Here is a 14,724-nt window from a genome sequence, read left to right on the forward strand (position 1 = left end):
GATGGCATTCGAAAAGAGCCACACGCATCCGGTGATGCGTGTGGTGATCGTCGGCGGTTCACATCCCCGTCAGATCGCTCATCAGCCCCGACGCCACCGACAGCCGCGACACGGTGATGTCGCCGCCCTCGGTCAGTGCCTGCAGCCGCTCGCGGATGCGCGCCACCCGCTCGCCGCCGGCGTCCAGCCAGGCAACCACCGGATCGGCCGTCTTGGCGTGGCCGGTGAGTGCCGCCACCGCGATGCCGCGCCGTGCCGCGCCGATCGTGTCGGTGGCGCGCGACAGCGCCAGTTGATCATAGTAGTCCGAAGGCGTGATCGAGCGTGCGGCGTCCTCGACACGCGGGATGCGGAAGGCATCGCTGACGGCGAAGAACGCCTTGGCCGCGGCGACGATATCGGCGCCGGCGGTGCGCGCCGTCAGCGCGATGTCGGGGATAAGTTCCGCCACCTCGCTGAGCGCCAGTTGCCCGGCCAGCCCTTCCGGCGCGCCGCTCTTGAACAGCCCGTGCCGCTTCTCCTCGATGCGCTCGCGCGAGAAAGCCGGCAGCAGCGAAACGAGCTTGGGTTCCAGCGCCTTGCGTGCTTCCTGCAGCGCGGCGATGCGCTGGCCAAGCGGTGCCGTGCCGGCATCGTTCTTCAGATACCAGCCGCTGGTCACATAGATCAGCCGGCTGACCATCTGATAGAGATCGAGCTGCACCTGGCCATCGATCTGGTTGTCGAGCGCATCGATCTCGCGATAGAGCGCCGGCAGCGCAAAACCGTCGCGCACCAAGGCGAAGGTCCGCACCACGTCGGCGGCGGTGCGCCCCGTGGCCTCCTGCAGCCGGTTGACGAAGGATGGGCCGCCGCGATTGACCAGATCGTTGGCGACAACGCGCGTGATGATCTCGCGGCGCAGCCGGTGGCCATGGATCTCAGTGGCGTATTTCTTCGCCATCCGGTCCGGGAAGTAGCCCATCAGGTCGCGATCGAAATGCGCGTCATCAGGCACGTCGCTGGCGACGATGTCGGAAAACAGCACGATCTTGGCATAGGCGAGCAGCACGCCAAGTTCGGCCCTGGTCAGCGGTTCGCCACGCGCCTCGCGCTCGGCAAGCGATGCCGGTGACGGCAGCGTCTCCACAGTGCGGTCAAGCAGGCCGCGCGCCTCCAGCGCCGTCATGAACCGGCTTTGATGCGCGATGTCGGCGAGGCCGCGTTTGCGGGCGATCGAAAGAGCCAGTGTCTGCTGGTAGTTGTTGGACAGCACCAGCGAGCCGACCTCCTCGGTCATCTCCGCCAGCAGCTTGTTGCGTGCCGGGCGCGTCAACGATCCCTTGCGCATGGCGGACGCCAGCGCGATCTTGATGTTGACCTCGACGTCGGAGCAGTTGACGCCGCCCGAATTGTCTATGGCGTCGGAGTTGCAACGGCCGCCATTCAGGCCGAACTCGATGCGCGCCCGCTGCGTGACGCCGAGATTGGCGCCCTCGCCGATCACTTTCGCCCGGACGTCGAGCGCGGTGATGCGGATGGCATCGTTGGCGCGGTCGCCGACCTCGGCATTGGTTTCGGTGGACGCCCGCAAATACGTGCCGATGCCGCCGAACCACAGAAGATCGACCGGCGCCTTGAGGATGGCGGTCATGATCTCGACCGGCGTGGCGGTGGTCTTGGCCAGGCCGATCGCCGCAGCAGCAGCAGCCGGCAGGGTGATCGACTTCTGGTTGCGCGAGACGATGATGCCGCCTTCCGACAGTTTGGTCTTGTCATAGTCCTGCCAGCTCGACCTAGGCAGGGCGAACATGCGCTCGCGCTCGGCCATCGACGCCGCCATGTCGGGATCGGGATCGATGAAGATGTCGCGATGGTCGAAGGCGGCGATCAGCCGGGTCTTCGGCGACAAAAGCATGCCGTTGCCGAACACGTCGCCGGACATGTCGCCGACACCGACGACGGTGAAGGACGAGGTCTGGATGTCGCGGTTGATCTCGCGGAAATGCCGCTTGACCGCCTCCCAGGCGCCCTTGGCGGTGATGCCCATCTTCTTGTGATCGTAACCGGCCGAACCGCCGCTGGCGAAAGCGTCGTCGAGCCAGAAGCCGTGCTTTTCCGAGATCGCGTTGGCGGTATCGGAGAAGGTCGCCGTGCCCTTGTCGGCGGCAACGACAAAATACGGATCGTCCGGGTCGCGGCGCACGACACCAGCCGGCGGGATGACACCGTCGAGGCCGATATTGTCGGTGATCGACAGCAGGCTGGAGACGAAGTTCTTGTAGGCCGAGGTGCCGGCCGCAAAGATGGCGTCACGGCCGGCGCTCATCGGCAGCTTCTTCGGATAGAAGCCGCCCTTGGCGCCGACCGGCACGATGACGGCATTCTTGACCTGCTGCGCCTTCACCAGGCCGAGCACCTCGGTGCGGTAATCCTGGGCGCGGTCCGACCAGCGCAGGCCGCCGCGCGCCACCGGGCCGAAGCGCAGATGCAGGCCTTCGACCTCGGATCCGTAGACGAAGATCTCCCGCCACGGCCGCGGCGCAGGTAATCCCTCGACCGCGTGCGAATCGAGCTTGATCGCCAGCGACTGGCCTTTCGCCTTCGTATCGGCAACGAAATGATTGGTGCGCAGCGAGGCTTCGATCAGATTGAGGTAGCGCCGGATGATGGTGTCGTCGTCGATATTCGGTACATCCTCCAGCGCGTCCTTGATCTTGGCCTTGAGATGTTTTGCCGCCACCACGCCTTCCCCTTCGGCTGTCGGGCCAAGCCGGGCGATGAACAGCGCATGCAGGCCGCGCGCAATGTCGGGATAGCGGTTGAGCACGGCGGCGATGAAGTCCTGGCTTTGCGGAATGCCGACCTGCTGCAGATAGCGGCCATAGGCGCGCAGGATGGTGATTTCGCCCGACCAGAGCCCGGCGGTCTGGGCAAGGCCGTTATAGCCGTCATTGTCGACGTCGCCGCGCCACACGGACAGGAATGCGTCCTCGAACAGCGCACCGCCATCGCCAAGGTCGATCGGCTTGCCGTAGCTGTTTTCCAATTCCATGTCGTGGATGAAAACCATTCCGGGCTGATCACTTTTGATCATGCCGGACTGGTCGTCGCCGACCTCGAAAGTGCGTTCGCTGATGACGCGGAAGCCGATGTTTTCCAGCACCGGTACGCGGCGAGACAGCGCCACGGGACTGCCGTGGTGATAGATCTTCAGCGCCGCCTGGTGCGGCTTCTGCTCGGCGTGGCGATAATAGTCGATGGCGATCGGATTATCGGCGCTGATTTTGGCAATGCGCCGAGCATCGGCCAGCGCCACCGCCGCGCTAAACGAATCGCGGTAGCTTTCCGGCAGCCGCGCGGCGATCGCCTTCAAAGCCTGGTCGCCGCCACTGGCCTCGGCCGCATCGGAAAGGGCGTCCTCCCAGGTACGCACGATGTCGCGGATCGCCGCCTCAATCGTCGCTTGTTCGACCTTCGGCGTCTTGCCGCCGGAGCGGCCGATGATGAAGTGCACGCGCGCCAGCCCGCCCTCGGGGAAGGCCGGGTAATAGGCCGACAGCCGGCCTTCGAATACGGTTTTCAGATACGAGCCGATCTTCTCGCGCACGACGCTGTCGTAACGGTCGCGCGGCACGAAGACGAGGATCGAGACGAAACGGTCGAACTGGTCGGCGCGTACCAGCGCCCGCACGCGCGGCCGCTCGACCAGGCCAAGAATGGCTGCGGCGTGCTTCCTCAGCACCGGCACCGGCACCTGGAACAATTCGTCGCGCGGATAGCTTTCCAGAACATTGATCAGCGCCTTGCCGGAGTGATCGTGCCGGTCGAAGCCGGACTTGGCGATGATGGTTTCGGCCTTGGACCTGAGATACGGGATCTTCATCACCGAGCGCGTGTAGGCGGTCGAGGTGAACAGGCCGACGATGCGCAATTCGCCCGCGAGTGTGCCCTTGGCGGTGTAGGTCTTGACGCCGATATAGTCGAGATAGATGCGGCGGTGCACGGAAGACTTGGCATTGGCCTTGGTGACGATCAAGGGCTCCGGCCCATGCAGGAAGGCGCGGATCTCCGGCGTCGTCGTCACCGCTTCGGTGCCGCGCCTGAGCACCAGCACGTCGGGGTCGGACAGGATGCCGAGGCCAGGCTTTTCAGCGCGCTCCAGCGTGCCGCTTTCCTCGCCGCCGGTGTATTTGAACTCGCGCATGCCAAGGAAGGTGAAATTGTCGTCGCGCAGCCACTCCAGGAAGGCGAGGGCCTCGGCAACGCTCTTCTTGTCGAGCGGCACGGCCGTATAGCGGAATTCCGAGATCGCCTGATCGAGGCGGGCCAGCATCGGCCTCCAGTCGTGAACGGCGGCATGAACCTGGCCAAGGATCTTGCGCAGCCGCTCGCTCAATCCGCTCGCCTGCTCGGATGTCAGCCGCGGGATGTGGACATGGATGACGCTCAGCCGGTCGTGGCTGCCATCGTCCTTGGCGAAATTGCCGTCGCCGAGGATTTCTTCCACGCCGCCCTTGCCGTGGCGCACCACGATAACCGGATGAGTGACCAGGGTCGGTTCGCCCGATGTCTCGGTGATCTCGCCGAGGATGGAATCGAACAGGAACGGCATGTTGTCGTTGACGACTGTGACAACCGTCATCGGGCGGCCGTCTCGCACAACGCCCGAATCGGCATCGACGGCGACGACGCACTCGCCTTTCCTGTGAGTGGCGACTGCCTGGCCGGCGAGATCGGCGGCACGTTCCAGGTCGGCCACATCGTAGGGAGCAATGTCTTCAGCCGGCGCGCGGGCGAGCAGATAGTCCGCAAGCCTGGCTGGCATTTCCTCCGCTCTAATCGCTGCCGTGGCTTTTTTCTTCGGCTTGCTCGCGGATTTCACGCTGGCCATGACGCAATTCCCTCCCGTCAATGCTTTTACGACTATGGTAGCAGATGACCGCTGTTTGGCGACAAAGGTTTGACGGCTTGCCAAGAATTATCGGAATTTGGCGACAAGATGCCGCGCAACGAGGAGAAATGACCCATGACCGGCAAAATCACCGCGCTTGACCTTGGCCAGGCAGAGCTGAGCGACGCGACAAAAGCCTATTTCGCCAAATGCGAGGAGAAGCTCGGCCTCGTCCCCAACGTGCTCAAGGCCTACGCCTTCGACGACAAGAAGCTGCGCGCTTTCACCGACATGTACAACGATTTGATGCTGGGTGATTCCGGCCTCTCGAAGCTGGAGCGCGAGATGATCGCGGTCGTCGTCTCCTCGATCAATCATTGCTACTATTGCCTGACCGCGCATGGCGCGGCGGTACGTCAGCTGTCCGGCGACCCGGCGCTCGGCGAAATGATGGTGATGAATTCCCGCGCCGCCGATCTTTCGCCCAAGCAGACCGCAATGCTCGAATTCGCCGTCAAGCTGACGGAAGAACCGGCTAAGATCGTCGAGGCCGATCGGGCCACCCTTCGCAAGGCCGGCTTCACCGACCGTGACATCTGGGACATCGCCTCGACATCAGCCTTCTTCAACATGTCGAACCGGGTGGCTGCGGCAATCGATATGCGGCCGAACGACGAATACCACGCCATGGCACGGTGAGGCGCGGCAGCTGGGCCAGGTCGAGCGTTATATTAGCAGTTTCGCATTCTCGTTGCTTGTTTGCCGGTTTGGTCCGATGATCGGCAGGCGGCATGACCGCATGCCGGTTCGATGCCGCTCACCAAGGGAGGAGAACATGGCGAAGTATCTCTACGTCTATCATGGCTCGGGCAAGATGCCGACCGACGAGGCCGAGCGGAAAGCCGCAATGGACGCCTGGAACGGCTGGTACGGCAAGCTCGGCTCGGCCGTGGTCGACGGCGGCAATCCGGTCGGCATGTCGAAGATGGTGCTGCCCGGCGGCAAGGTCGAGAACAATGGCGGCAGCAATCCGACCGCGGGCTACACGATCGTCGAAGCGAAAGACATCGACGAAGCCGTCGCCAAGGCCAAGGATTGCCCGATCCTGATGGATCCGGGTTTCAGCGTCGAAATCGCGCCGATCATTGAAATGATGTGACGGGTTAGGACCGCGCCGCGATCGCGGCCGCCGCGCCGGCCATCGTCGTCGCGCTGACACGGTTGGCGATCTTCATGGCGCGCTTGCTTTTCAAAAGCTTGCGCGCCTGTGATGCAGCGAGCACCCAGGCGAGATCGATGGCGACCAGCACCACGGCCATGGTCGCCGTCAGCTCGACCCAGCCGACAATGCTGACCGAAGCGAGGTCGATGATGGTCGGCAGCAGCGCCAGGTAGAACATCATGATCTTGGGATTGCCGAGCGTCACCGCCATGCCGGCAAAGAACAGCTTTGCCGGAGAATCCTCGCGCGGCATCTCGCCCTCTTTCGCGTCGACAGGGGCGGTCCACATCTTCCAGGCGAGATAAGCGAGATAGGCAACGCCGACCCATTTCACCACGACGAAGGCGAAATGGAAGGTCTGCGCCACGACAGCCAGGCCGAACACCGCCAGCGACAGCCAGATGCCCTCGCCGATCCACATGGCGAGCAGGAACGGGAACACGTCGCGAAATCCTTTCGAGATGACGCGGGCGACAAGCGCCGCGATCGATGGCCCGGGCGAGCCCGCGGCAACGAACAGAGCGGCGGCGAAGATGAGCAGCGAGGTGAGGTGCATAACCGGGTCTCTGGTTGAAAACCTTCGATTTCGGATATTAGCGCAAGTGGCTCGGCTGCGGTAGCACCGACAAAAGACCCTTGTCGGTCCAGCATCTCGCGGCTAGAAAGGCCGCCGCGAAACAATTTCGAGCTTCACTTTGCCTACGTAACCGCCGGTCTCGCCAACTCCCCCGACACAAGCATGACACCGCGTTCGCGGTGTCTGTTTTCGTTTTCCATGTGTTCTTCTGGGCGGCGGTTCGAGACCGGTTTGGCACTGCTGAACCGCGTCGCGCGGCTTTTGCCCGTGACACCCGATTTCCAAAAACCGCAGCTTCTCGCCACGCCGTGCCCGCATGGGCATCTCGACATCGCCGGCCTGATGAACTTCCCGACGGGAAGGGCTTATCGGCATGTCTGGACCACTGCGTATCCATTGGACGATCGCACCCAAAACCCCACCTCGGCCGCTCATCAACTGCAATCGCTGCGGCACTGTGAAGGCCTATTGCAGCAGCGGGAAATTCCGCGTCAACGCCAATGGCAAACGCATCGACGTGTGGCTGATCTATCGCTGCATCGACTGCGACAACTCCTGGAATTTCGGCATTTTCGAGCGCTGCAACCGCCGCGACATCGACCCGGCGCTGCTGGCGGCACTCGAAAGCAACGATCCTGCACTCGCTCATCGTCATGCCTTCGATGTAATCGCGTTGCGCAACCGGATCGGGCGCGTCGAGGAGTTCTCCGATGTCAGCGTTCACAAGCGCAGGCTCGGCGACACCAGGGAAGCCGCGACCGTGTTGGAAATCCAGCTTGGGCTCGAAATGCCGACATCGCTGCGACTCGACCGGCTGCTCGCCGGCGAACTTGGCATCTCGCGATCACGGCTTCAGGCACTGGAGGAGAAGCGGCTGCTCATCGTTGACCCGGATGGAGCAAAGGCCCTGCGCAAGCCGGCCCGCGCGGGAATCGCGATCCGCATCGATCTGGCCGGCGAGACCGATCGGCAGGCCATCATCGCGGCTGCCGGTGAGTGAACGAAGAAGGGGCGGAACACTGGTTGCTCCGCCCCTCTCGATTGTTGGAAAATGTAGAGAGCTTACGCCGCGCCGACCGCCTTGGCCGACTTCTCGAAGCGCTTGCGCTCGTTCGGATCGAGATAGAGCTTGCGCAGACGGATCGTCTTCGGCGTCACCTCGACCAGCTCGTCGTCCTGGATCCAGGCCAGAGCCTTCTCCAGCGTCATGCGGATCGGCGGCGTCAGCTTCACGGCCTCATCCTTGCCGGCGGCGCGGATGTTGGTCAGCTTCTTGCCCTTGAGCACGTTCACTTCGAGATCGTTGTCTCTGGAGTGGATGCCGATGATCATGCCCTGATAGACCTTGACGCCGGGATCGATGACCATCGGACCGCGGTCTTCCAGGTTCCACATGGCGTAGGCCACCGCCTCGCCCTGCTCGTTGGAAATCAGCACGCCATTGGTGCGGCCCGGCAATTCGCCCTTGTAGGGCTCATAGGCATGGAAAAGCCGGTTCATCACGGCGGTGCCGCGCGTGTCGGTCAACAGTTCCGACTGATAGCCGATCAGGCCACGGGTCGGCGCGTGGAAGACGATGCGTTGGCGGTTGCCGCCGGATGGGCGCAGTTCGACCATCTCGGCCTTGCGCTCGGACATCTTCTGCACGACGACGCCGGCATGCTCCTCGTCGACGTCGATGACGACTTCTTCGACCGGCTCGAGCAGGTCGCCATTCTCGGCCTTCTGCATGACGACGCGCGGACGCGACACGGCAATCTCGAAACCCTCGCGGCGCATCGTCTCGATCAGCACGGCCAGTTGCAATTCGCCGCGGCCGGAGACGAAGAACGAATCCTTGTCAGGCGATTCCTCGATCTTCAGCGCGACATTGCCTTCGGCTTCGCGCAGCAGGCGGTCGCGGATGACGCGGCTGGTCACCTTGTCGCCTTCGGTGCCGGCCAGCGGACTGTCGTTGACGAGGAACGACATGGTCACGGTCGGCGGATCTATCGGCTGCGCATGCAGCGGTTCGCTCACGCTCAGGTCGCAGAACGTGTCGGCGACGGTGCCCTTCGACAGGCCGGCAATGGCGACGATGTCGCCCGCCTGCGCTTCTTCGATCGGCTGGCGCTCGAGGCCGCGGAAGGCCAGTATCTTGGAAATACGGCCGGTTTCGATCTGGGTGCCGTCATGGTGCAGCACCTTGACCGGCTGGTTGGCCTTCAGCGTGCCGCTCTCGATGCGGCCGGTGATGATGCGGCCGAGGAACGGATTGGCTTCCAGGATGGTGCCGATCATGCGGAACGGGCCTGGATGAACGGTCGGCTCCGGCACATGCTTGATGACGAGGTCGAACAGCGGCGCCAGTTGCTGGTCCTTCGGTCCTTCCGGATTTTCCGAAACCCAGCCATCGCGGCCTGAACCGTACAGAATCGGGAAGTCGAGTTGCTCGTCGGTGGCGTCGAGCGCGGCGAAAAGATCGAACACCTCGTTGACCACCTCGACATGACGGGCGTCCGGACGGTCGATCTTGTTGATGACGACGATCGGCTTCAGGCCGACCTTGAGCGCCTTGCCGACGACGAACTTGGTTTGCGGCATCGGCCCTTCGGCTGCGTCGACCAGCACGATGGCTGAGTCCACCATCGACAGGATGCGTTCGACCTCACCGCCAAAATCGGCGTGGCCGGGGGTGTCGACGATGTTGATGCGGGTATCCTTCCAGTCGACCGAAGTCGCCTTGGCCAGGATGGTGATGCCGCGTTCCTTTTCGAGGTCGTTGGAATCCATGGCGCGCTCGGCGACGCGCTGATTGTCTCGGAAGGAGCCGGACTGCTTCAAAAGCTGGTCGACCAGGGTGGTCTTTCCATGGTCGACGTGCGCGATGATCGCGATATTACGGATTTTCATGTTCTGGTCTCGGAAGCGTTGCAGGCAGCAGGCCAAAAGGCGCTGCCTCTTTCGGTTGCGCGGCTCATACAGGGTTTTTCGCAGTTGCGAAAGAGGAGGAGCGTCACCAAATACTCATCAAATCTTAAGCATCTGCGTGTGAGATGATTTTGTTAACCAAGGCGGGAACCCTTTGGGGCCCGGGCAGTTCAAACGTCATGACCGATAAACTCAACCGATTCTGGCCGCTCATCGCGTCCGTTGCCTTCGCCGTCCTGCTGGCCGCCAACGCCGCGCAGTCGGCGGCGACGATGAAGGAATCACGGCCTGCCTTGCCGTCGGAGGCACAGTCGGCCGAGCAGATTTTCGCCGACGCACCAGACGGCGTCGACCCGATGGTGACCGGCCCGGTCAGCGCCGCTTTCAAGCAGCGGCAGGACACCGCCAACTGCGACAGCGCCATCTGGCCGAATATCCCCATGGTCTGCTACCCGGACTAGTCGGCGCTTCCCGCCCCGTCTTGCCAGCTTCGCTTTGCGAAGCCGCCGCGCCGACCCTCCCCACAAGGGGGAGGAGAAAGCGCGCTTATGCCGAGCGGACCGGGTCGAGCGTCACCTTGTAGAGTTCGTTGTCGTCGCGATCCATCAGCCGCACCGTCATCTGCTCGCTGGCGCCTGAGATATCGACCAGCCCGAAGAATTGCAGACCGGCCGAGGGCGGCAGGTTCTGTCCCTGTTCGGCGGTCGGCGCCTTGATGAACTTCAGCTCCGGACCGAACGTCATGTCGAAATCGTTGGGACCGAACGTGCCGGCATGGATCGGACCTGAGACGAATTCCCAGAACGGATTGAACTCCTGGAACTGCGCCTTGTCCGGGTTGTAATAATGCGCGGCCGTGTAATGCACGTCGGCGGTGAGCCAGACGGTGTTGCTGATGCCGGCATTCTTTATGAAGCGCAGCAGGTCGGCGATCTCGAGCTCGCGCCCTTTTGGCAAGCCATTGTCGCCATTGCTGACCGCCTCGGCGCCGACCTTCTTGGCGCCGTCGTCCCACACGATGAGGCCGAGCGGCATGTCGGCGGCGATGATTTTCCAGGTCGCCTTCGAATTCGCCAGTTCGCGCTTCAGCCATTTCGTCTGCTGTTCGCCGAGCATGCGCGATTGCGGCGTCATCTCATCCTGCATGTCGGGACCATTGGGGCCGCGATAGGAGCGCATGTCGAGGAAGAACACGTCGAGCAGCGGCCCATAAGCGATCTTGCGATAGACGCGGCCGGGCTCGGAAGGTTCGTAGCGGATCGTCGTCATCTCGTGGAAAGCCCGCGCCGCGCGGGCCGCCAGCACGTGGATGGATTTTTCCGTGTAGCGGCTGTCGGCGCTGAGATCCTTGGAATCCGACCAGTTGTTCAGCACTTCATGGTCGTCCCACTGGTAGAAAGTCGGGCAGATGGCGCTCAGGCCGAGCACGTTCCTGTCCATCATGTTGTATTTCCACTGGTCCCGGTATTCATCCAGCGTCTCGGCGACTTTGCGCTTGCCGTCGATCAGCACGACGTTCTTCCACTTGCCGCCGCCGGGCAGGTCGACCTCGTCCTTCATGGCGCCGTCGGCATAGATGGTGTCGCCCGAATGCAGGAAGAAGTCGGGCGTGTGCTTGCCGATCGTGGCGTAAGTCTTCATGCCGGTCTCGTCGATGCCCCAGCCCTGGCCGGCGGTGTCGCCGGACCAGGCAAAGCGGATGTCGCGCTTCGAGGCTGGCGCCGTCCTGAAACGGCCGGTGATCGGCTCCGAAACGGCGTTGATGTCGGCGAGATCGGCCGATGTCATGCGGTAGAAGATATCCTGATCGGAAGCGAGGTCGGTGAGCAGCCGCTTGACCGTGTAATCGCTGGCCGGCGACGTATCGAGCGGCGCCAGGCGTGTCGCATTGGCGAAATTCTCCGTTGACGACACTTCGAACATGACGCGCGACGGGCGATCGGTGCGCGTCCACACCATGCCGCTGGTTGCGTCGACATCGCCGGACTGAACGCCATGGGTGAAGGAAGGCCGCTGATTGGCACGCGAATAGTAGGGCAGCGCCAGGCTGGAAACGCCGGCCAGGCCAACGGCGCCGGCGGAAGTGACAAAAGCGCGGCGGGTCATCGAAAGCTTGTTCATGGCTGTCTCCTGGATGGCTTGAACGGTGCCACCAAAATCCAGCGTCAATGTTTCAGGCGCATATCGGGATGATGAAGGTTTTCTGACGATTAACAGGCGGGTGGGCGTTTGCGCGGACGGCAAAGCTGCCGATCTCCCCCACGAGGGGGGAGATTGCAGCTTGGCCGGTAGCGCCTCTCCCTAAGCCGCTTGCGGCTCCGGATCGAACGCCGGCTTGCTGGTGTTGATCAGGAGCGAGATACAGGCGGCGGCGATTGCCGTCATGCCGGCGATCAGGAACGCCAGTTCGTAATTGCCCTGCAACTCGCGCATGGTGCCGCCAAAGGCGGCGGCAGCGGCCGCACCGATCTGGTGCCCGGCGACGATCCAGCCGAACACGATCGGCCCGCTGCGGTCGCCGAACGCCTCGTTGGCGAGCCGCAGCGTCGGCGGCACGGTGGCGATCCAGTCGAGACCATAGAGCACAGCGAAGATGATCAAGCTGGTCGCCGAGAAGCCGGAATAGGGCAGATAGATCAGCGACAGGCCACGAATGCCATAATAGACGCCGAGCAGCTTACGCGGATCGAAGCGGTCGGTGAGCCAGCCCGACAACGTCGTGCCGATCAGGTCGAAAATGCCCATCATCGACAGCAGACCGGCGGCCTGCACTTCGCCGATGCCCATGTCGCCGCAGAACGCGATAAGATGCGTGCCGACCAGCCCGTTGGTGGTGAAGCCGCAGACGAAGAAGGTGGCGAACAGATACCAGAACACCCGCGTGCCGGCGGCACGGCGCAGCGTCGAGAACGTATGCGCAAGAAAATTGCCCTGTGACGCAGGCGGAGTGGGCGGCACGTCGTCAGCCTCGGCGCCGTAGCGCACCATGCCGATCGATGCCGGCCGCTCCGGCACCAGCAGCCAGACCAGCGGTATCAGGGCAGCGGTCGCGATCGCGACCGCGATGACAACCGGCTGCCAGCCGCCCGACTGCGCCAGAGCGGCGATCAGCGGCAGGAACACCAGCATGCCCGAGGCGCTGGAAGCCGACATCAATCCCATGACAAGGCCGCGATTGGTCTTGAACCAGCGGTTGACGATGGTCGCGCCGAGCACGCTGGCGACAGCGCCGGAACCAATGCCCGAGAACACGCCCCAAGTGATGAACAAATGCCACGGCTTGGTCATCAGCAAGCTGAGCGCCGTGGAGCCCGACATCACCACCAGCGAGGCCAGCAATGTGCGGCGCAGCCCGATGCGCTCCATCAGGGCCGCGGCAAATGGCCCCGTCAGGCCGTAAAGCAGGATGCCGACACCTGCGGCCAGCGAGATGATGTCGCGCCGCCAGCCGAAACTGGTCTCCAGCGGCAGCATCATGACAGAGGGAGCGGACCGCAGACCGGCCGCGACCAGCAGGCTAAGGAAGATGACGCCGACCACGACGAAAGCGTAGCGCTGGCCAAATGGGCGGGATTGAGCTATCATGTTACTGACCGGTACGTTGCAGGTGGAGTATGTATACGTACCGATCGGTAACATTGTCAATCGAGCCACACGATGCCAACGGACAAAAATATTGATCTGACCATCAGCGACGGTCATGCGTCGGCGCCGCCGAAAGCAGCCAAGAAGATCCTCGATGTGGCCTATGACCTGTTCTACCGGCGCGGCATCAGGGCGATAGGCGTCGACGAGATCGTCAAACGTGCCGGCGTCACCAAGCCCAGCCTCTATCGCAGCTTTCCGTCCAAGGATGAACTGGCCGCCTCCTATCTCAGGCAGTACGATCTTGAATATTGGGAGCGTTTCGACGAGGCGGTCGCCGCTCATCCCGGCGAGCCGCGCGCACAGATCAAGGCTTTTCTGACCCGCATCGGCAAGCGCACGCAAGTGGCGGATTATCGCGGCTGCGGCATGACCAATGCGGCGGTCGAATATCCCGACCACAGCCATCCGGCCCGCGTGGTCAGCGAGGCCAACAAGCAGGAACTGCGCCGCCGGCTGCGCGCCATGGCGGCCGCGATGGGCGCGCAAGACCCTGACACGCTCGGCGACGGCCTGCTGCTGCTGATCGAGGGCGCCTATATCAGCGGCCAGCTGTTCGGGCTCGGCGGCCCGGCCCAGGCGGTTGCCCGCAATGCCGACCTGCTGATTGAAGCGAGCTTGAAGAAATAGCGTTTGACGCTACGCTGCAGCGGCTTGCAACGGAGATTGACCGCCATGCGTGCCATTCTGATCCCGCTTGTTCTGGTCGGTCTCGGTCAGGCGGCGCAAGCCGACGGCATTTCCAGCGCCTACACCGATCTGGATTCGAAAACGGACTGCGTGACCTACGCGCAGGCAGAAGAAGGCGACGGCGACTGGGCCGAACTTGCCTGTTCGGGCTATCGCGGCTATCCCGTACTGATCGCCTATGACGACGCGCGTGAATCGCTGTTCTACGGCTTTCCGCCCGGCGGCGACATGACGACGGTCTGGGAAAGCTTTTCCGGCTTCAATTCGTCCGGAGCCAAGATCGAATGGCGCATCGAAACCAAGGGCGACACGGCAGTGCCCTATGCCGCCATCCATCGCCGCTCGATCAGCAATCCCGAGGACGAGAAAAAGCCGACCGAGGTGCTGCTCGTCGCCAAGGTCGGCCAGATGGACGCCCGCGACGGCTGCACCGTCGGCCTGGTGCTGGCCACGGGCAATCCCACCGCCAACGATCAGGCGCGCAAGCTTGCCGACGGCAAGGCACGGACCTTCGCCTGTGGCAAGGACAGGCGCACTGTCATCGGCAACGTGCCGGCTTTCGGCCGGGTGGATAACTAGATCAGTTGCTTAGCACGGAACTTCTGCCACATGCAGGTCGCACACGTTGGGATTGACCGAACGCCTTTGACTTCGTCATCCACGGGCGCAGCAAGGAGCGTAGCGACGCAGCGCAGACCCGAGGGTCCATGCCGCGACATCAACACCGCCGCAGCGGCGCAGAATTTTGTCCCGCCGCTCACGTCACCGAGCGTCACGGCATGGATACCAGGGTCTCCGCGACGCCGC

At 63.2% G+C, this 14,724-nt stretch carries 11 protein-coding genes; 6 read left to right on the plus strand and 5 right to left on the minus strand.

Going from position 1 to position 14,724, the window contains the following annotated elements; translation table 11 throughout:
* Nucleotides 1-58: 58 nt before the first annotated feature.
* On the minus strand, nt 59-4,873 hold the full coding sequence (locus NKI66_RS01775; RefSeq protein ID WP_352750634.1) for an NAD-glutamate dehydrogenase: 4,815 nt from the start codon (nt 4,871-4,873) through the stop codon (nt 59-61).
* Between the two features lie 135 nt (nt 4,874-5,008).
* Between NKI66_RS01775 and NKI66_RS01780 the strand changes: the two genes are divergently transcribed.
* Both NKI66_RS01780 and NKI66_RS01785 read left to right on the plus strand, forming a co-directional pair.
* On the plus strand, nt 5,009-5,572 hold the full coding sequence (locus tag NKI66_RS01780) for a peroxidase-related enzyme (RefSeq protein ID WP_352441035.1): 564 nt from the start codon (nt 5,009-5,011) through the stop codon (nt 5,570-5,572).
* Nucleotides 5,573-5,708: 136 nt separating this feature from the next.
* Nucleotides 5,709-6,032, plus strand: coding sequence for a YciI family protein (locus NKI66_RS01785; RefSeq protein ID WP_023811729.1), 324 nt, complete (start codon nt 5,709-5,711; stop codon nt 6,030-6,032).
* A gap of 4 nt (nt 6,033-6,036) precedes the next feature.
* Here the strand turns inward: NKI66_RS01785 and NKI66_RS01790 are convergent, their stop codons facing one another.
* Nucleotides 6,037-6,651 carry a LysE family translocator gene (locus NKI66_RS01790; protein ID WP_128304079.1) on the minus strand — a complete coding sequence of 205 codons (615 nt, stop codon included), beginning with the start codon at nt 6,649-6,651 and terminating at the stop codon, nt 6,037-6,039.
* Between the two features lie 394 nt (nt 6,652-7,045).
* Here NKI66_RS01790 and NKI66_RS01795 point away from each other — a divergent pair, with 394 nt between their 5' ends.
* Nucleotides 7,046-7,672, plus strand: coding sequence for a DUF1062 domain-containing protein (locus tag NKI66_RS01795; protein WP_128304080.1), 627 nt, complete (start codon nt 7,046-7,048; stop codon nt 7,670-7,672).
* Nucleotides 7,673-7,734: 62 nt separating this feature from the next.
* Here the strand turns inward: NKI66_RS01795 and typA are convergent, their stop codons facing one another.
* A complete protein-coding gene (gene typA, locus NKI66_RS01800) occupies nt 7,735-9,564 on the minus strand; it encodes a translational GTPase TypA (RefSeq protein ID WP_128304081.1) in 1,830 nt (609 codons plus the stop codon).
* Between the two features lie 197 nt (nt 9,565-9,761).
* Here typA and NKI66_RS01805 point away from each other — a divergent pair, with 197 nt between their 5' ends.
* Nucleotides 9,762-10,043 (plus strand): hypothetical protein, encoded by a 282-nt coding sequence (locus tag NKI66_RS01805; RefSeq protein WP_245486184.1) that lies wholly within the window; start codon nt 9,762-9,764, stop codon nt 10,041-10,043.
* Between the two features lie 85 nt (nt 10,044-10,128).
* Here NKI66_RS01805 and NKI66_RS01810 read toward each other — a convergent pair whose 3' ends face one another.
* Both NKI66_RS01810 and NKI66_RS01815 read right to left on the minus strand, forming a co-directional pair.
* The gene (locus NKI66_RS01810; RefSeq protein ID WP_352676978.1) at nt 10,129-11,703 is read right to left on the minus strand and encodes an alkaline phosphatase D family protein; all 1,575 of its coding nucleotides are present in this window, start codon (nt 11,701-11,703) and stop codon (nt 10,129-10,131) included.
* Nucleotides 11,704-11,883: 180 nt separating this feature from the next.
* On the minus strand, nt 11,884-13,167 hold the full coding sequence (locus NKI66_RS01815; RefSeq protein WP_352676976.1) for an MFS transporter: 1,284 nt from the start codon (nt 13,165-13,167) through the stop codon (nt 11,884-11,886).
* 72 nt (nt 13,168-13,239) lie between these two features.
* Here NKI66_RS01815 and NKI66_RS01820 point away from each other — a divergent pair, with 72 nt between their 5' ends.
* Together NKI66_RS01820 and NKI66_RS01825 are read left to right on the plus strand one after the other, a co-directional pair.
* Nucleotides 13,240-13,857, plus strand: a complete 618-nt coding sequence (locus NKI66_RS01820) for a TetR/AcrR family transcriptional regulator (RefSeq protein ID WP_023811722.1) — start codon at nt 13,240-13,242, stop codon at nt 13,855-13,857.
* A gap of 45 nt (nt 13,858-13,902) precedes the next feature.
* Nucleotides 13,903-14,496 carry a hypothetical protein gene (locus NKI66_RS01825; protein ID WP_023811721.1) on the plus strand — a complete coding sequence of 198 codons (594 nt, stop codon included), beginning with the start codon at nt 13,903-13,905 and terminating at the stop codon, nt 14,494-14,496.
* Nucleotides 14,497-14,724: the final 228 nt, after the last annotated feature.

Source organism: Mesorhizobium sp. M0518, assembly GCF_040321125.1.
Lineage (GTDB): Bacteria > Pseudomonadota > Alphaproteobacteria > Rhizobiales > Rhizobiaceae > Mesorhizobium.

What these genes read in the sequence shown, in the direction of transcription:
- NKI66_RS01825 (WP_023811721.1), top strand. Translation starts at nt 13,903, where the DNA reads ATGCGTGCCATTCTGATCCCGCTTGTTCTGGTCGGTCTCGGTCAGGCG.
- typA (WP_128304081.1), bottom strand. Translation starts at nt 9,564, where the DNA reads ATGAAAATCCGTAATATCGCGATCATCGCGCACGTCGACCATGGAAAG.
- NKI66_RS01785 (WP_023811729.1), top strand. Translation starts at nt 5,709, where the DNA reads ATGGCGAAGTATCTCTACGTCTATCATGGCTCGGGCAAGATGCCGACC.
- NKI66_RS01820 (WP_023811722.1), top strand. Translation starts at nt 13,240, where the DNA reads ATGCCAACGGACAAAAATATTGATCTGACCATCAGCGACGGTCATGCG.
- NKI66_RS01775 (WP_352750634.1), bottom strand. Translation starts at nt 4,873, where the DNA reads ATGGCCAGCGTGAAATCCGCGAGCAAGCCGAAGAAAAAAGCCACGGCA.
- NKI66_RS01805 (WP_245486184.1), top strand. Translation starts at nt 9,762, where the DNA reads ATGACCGATAAACTCAACCGATTCTGGCCGCTCATCGCGTCCGTTGCC.
- NKI66_RS01780 (WP_352441035.1), top strand. Translation starts at nt 5,009, where the DNA reads ATGACCGGCAAAATCACCGCGCTTGACCTTGGCCAGGCAGAGCTGAGC.
- NKI66_RS01810 (WP_352676978.1), bottom strand. Translation starts at nt 11,703, where the DNA reads ATGAACAAGCTTTCGATGACCCGCCGCGCTTTTGTCACTTCCGCCGGC.
- NKI66_RS01815 (WP_352676976.1), bottom strand. Translation starts at nt 13,167, where the DNA reads ATGATAGCTCAATCCCGCCCATTTGGCCAGCGCTACGCTTTCGTCGTG.
- NKI66_RS01795 (WP_128304080.1), top strand. Translation starts at nt 7,046, where the DNA reads ATGTCTGGACCACTGCGTATCCATTGGACGATCGCACCCAAAACCCCA.
- NKI66_RS01790 (WP_128304079.1), bottom strand. Translation starts at nt 6,651, where the DNA reads ATGCACCTCACCTCGCTGCTCATCTTCGCCGCCGCTCTGTTCGTTGCC.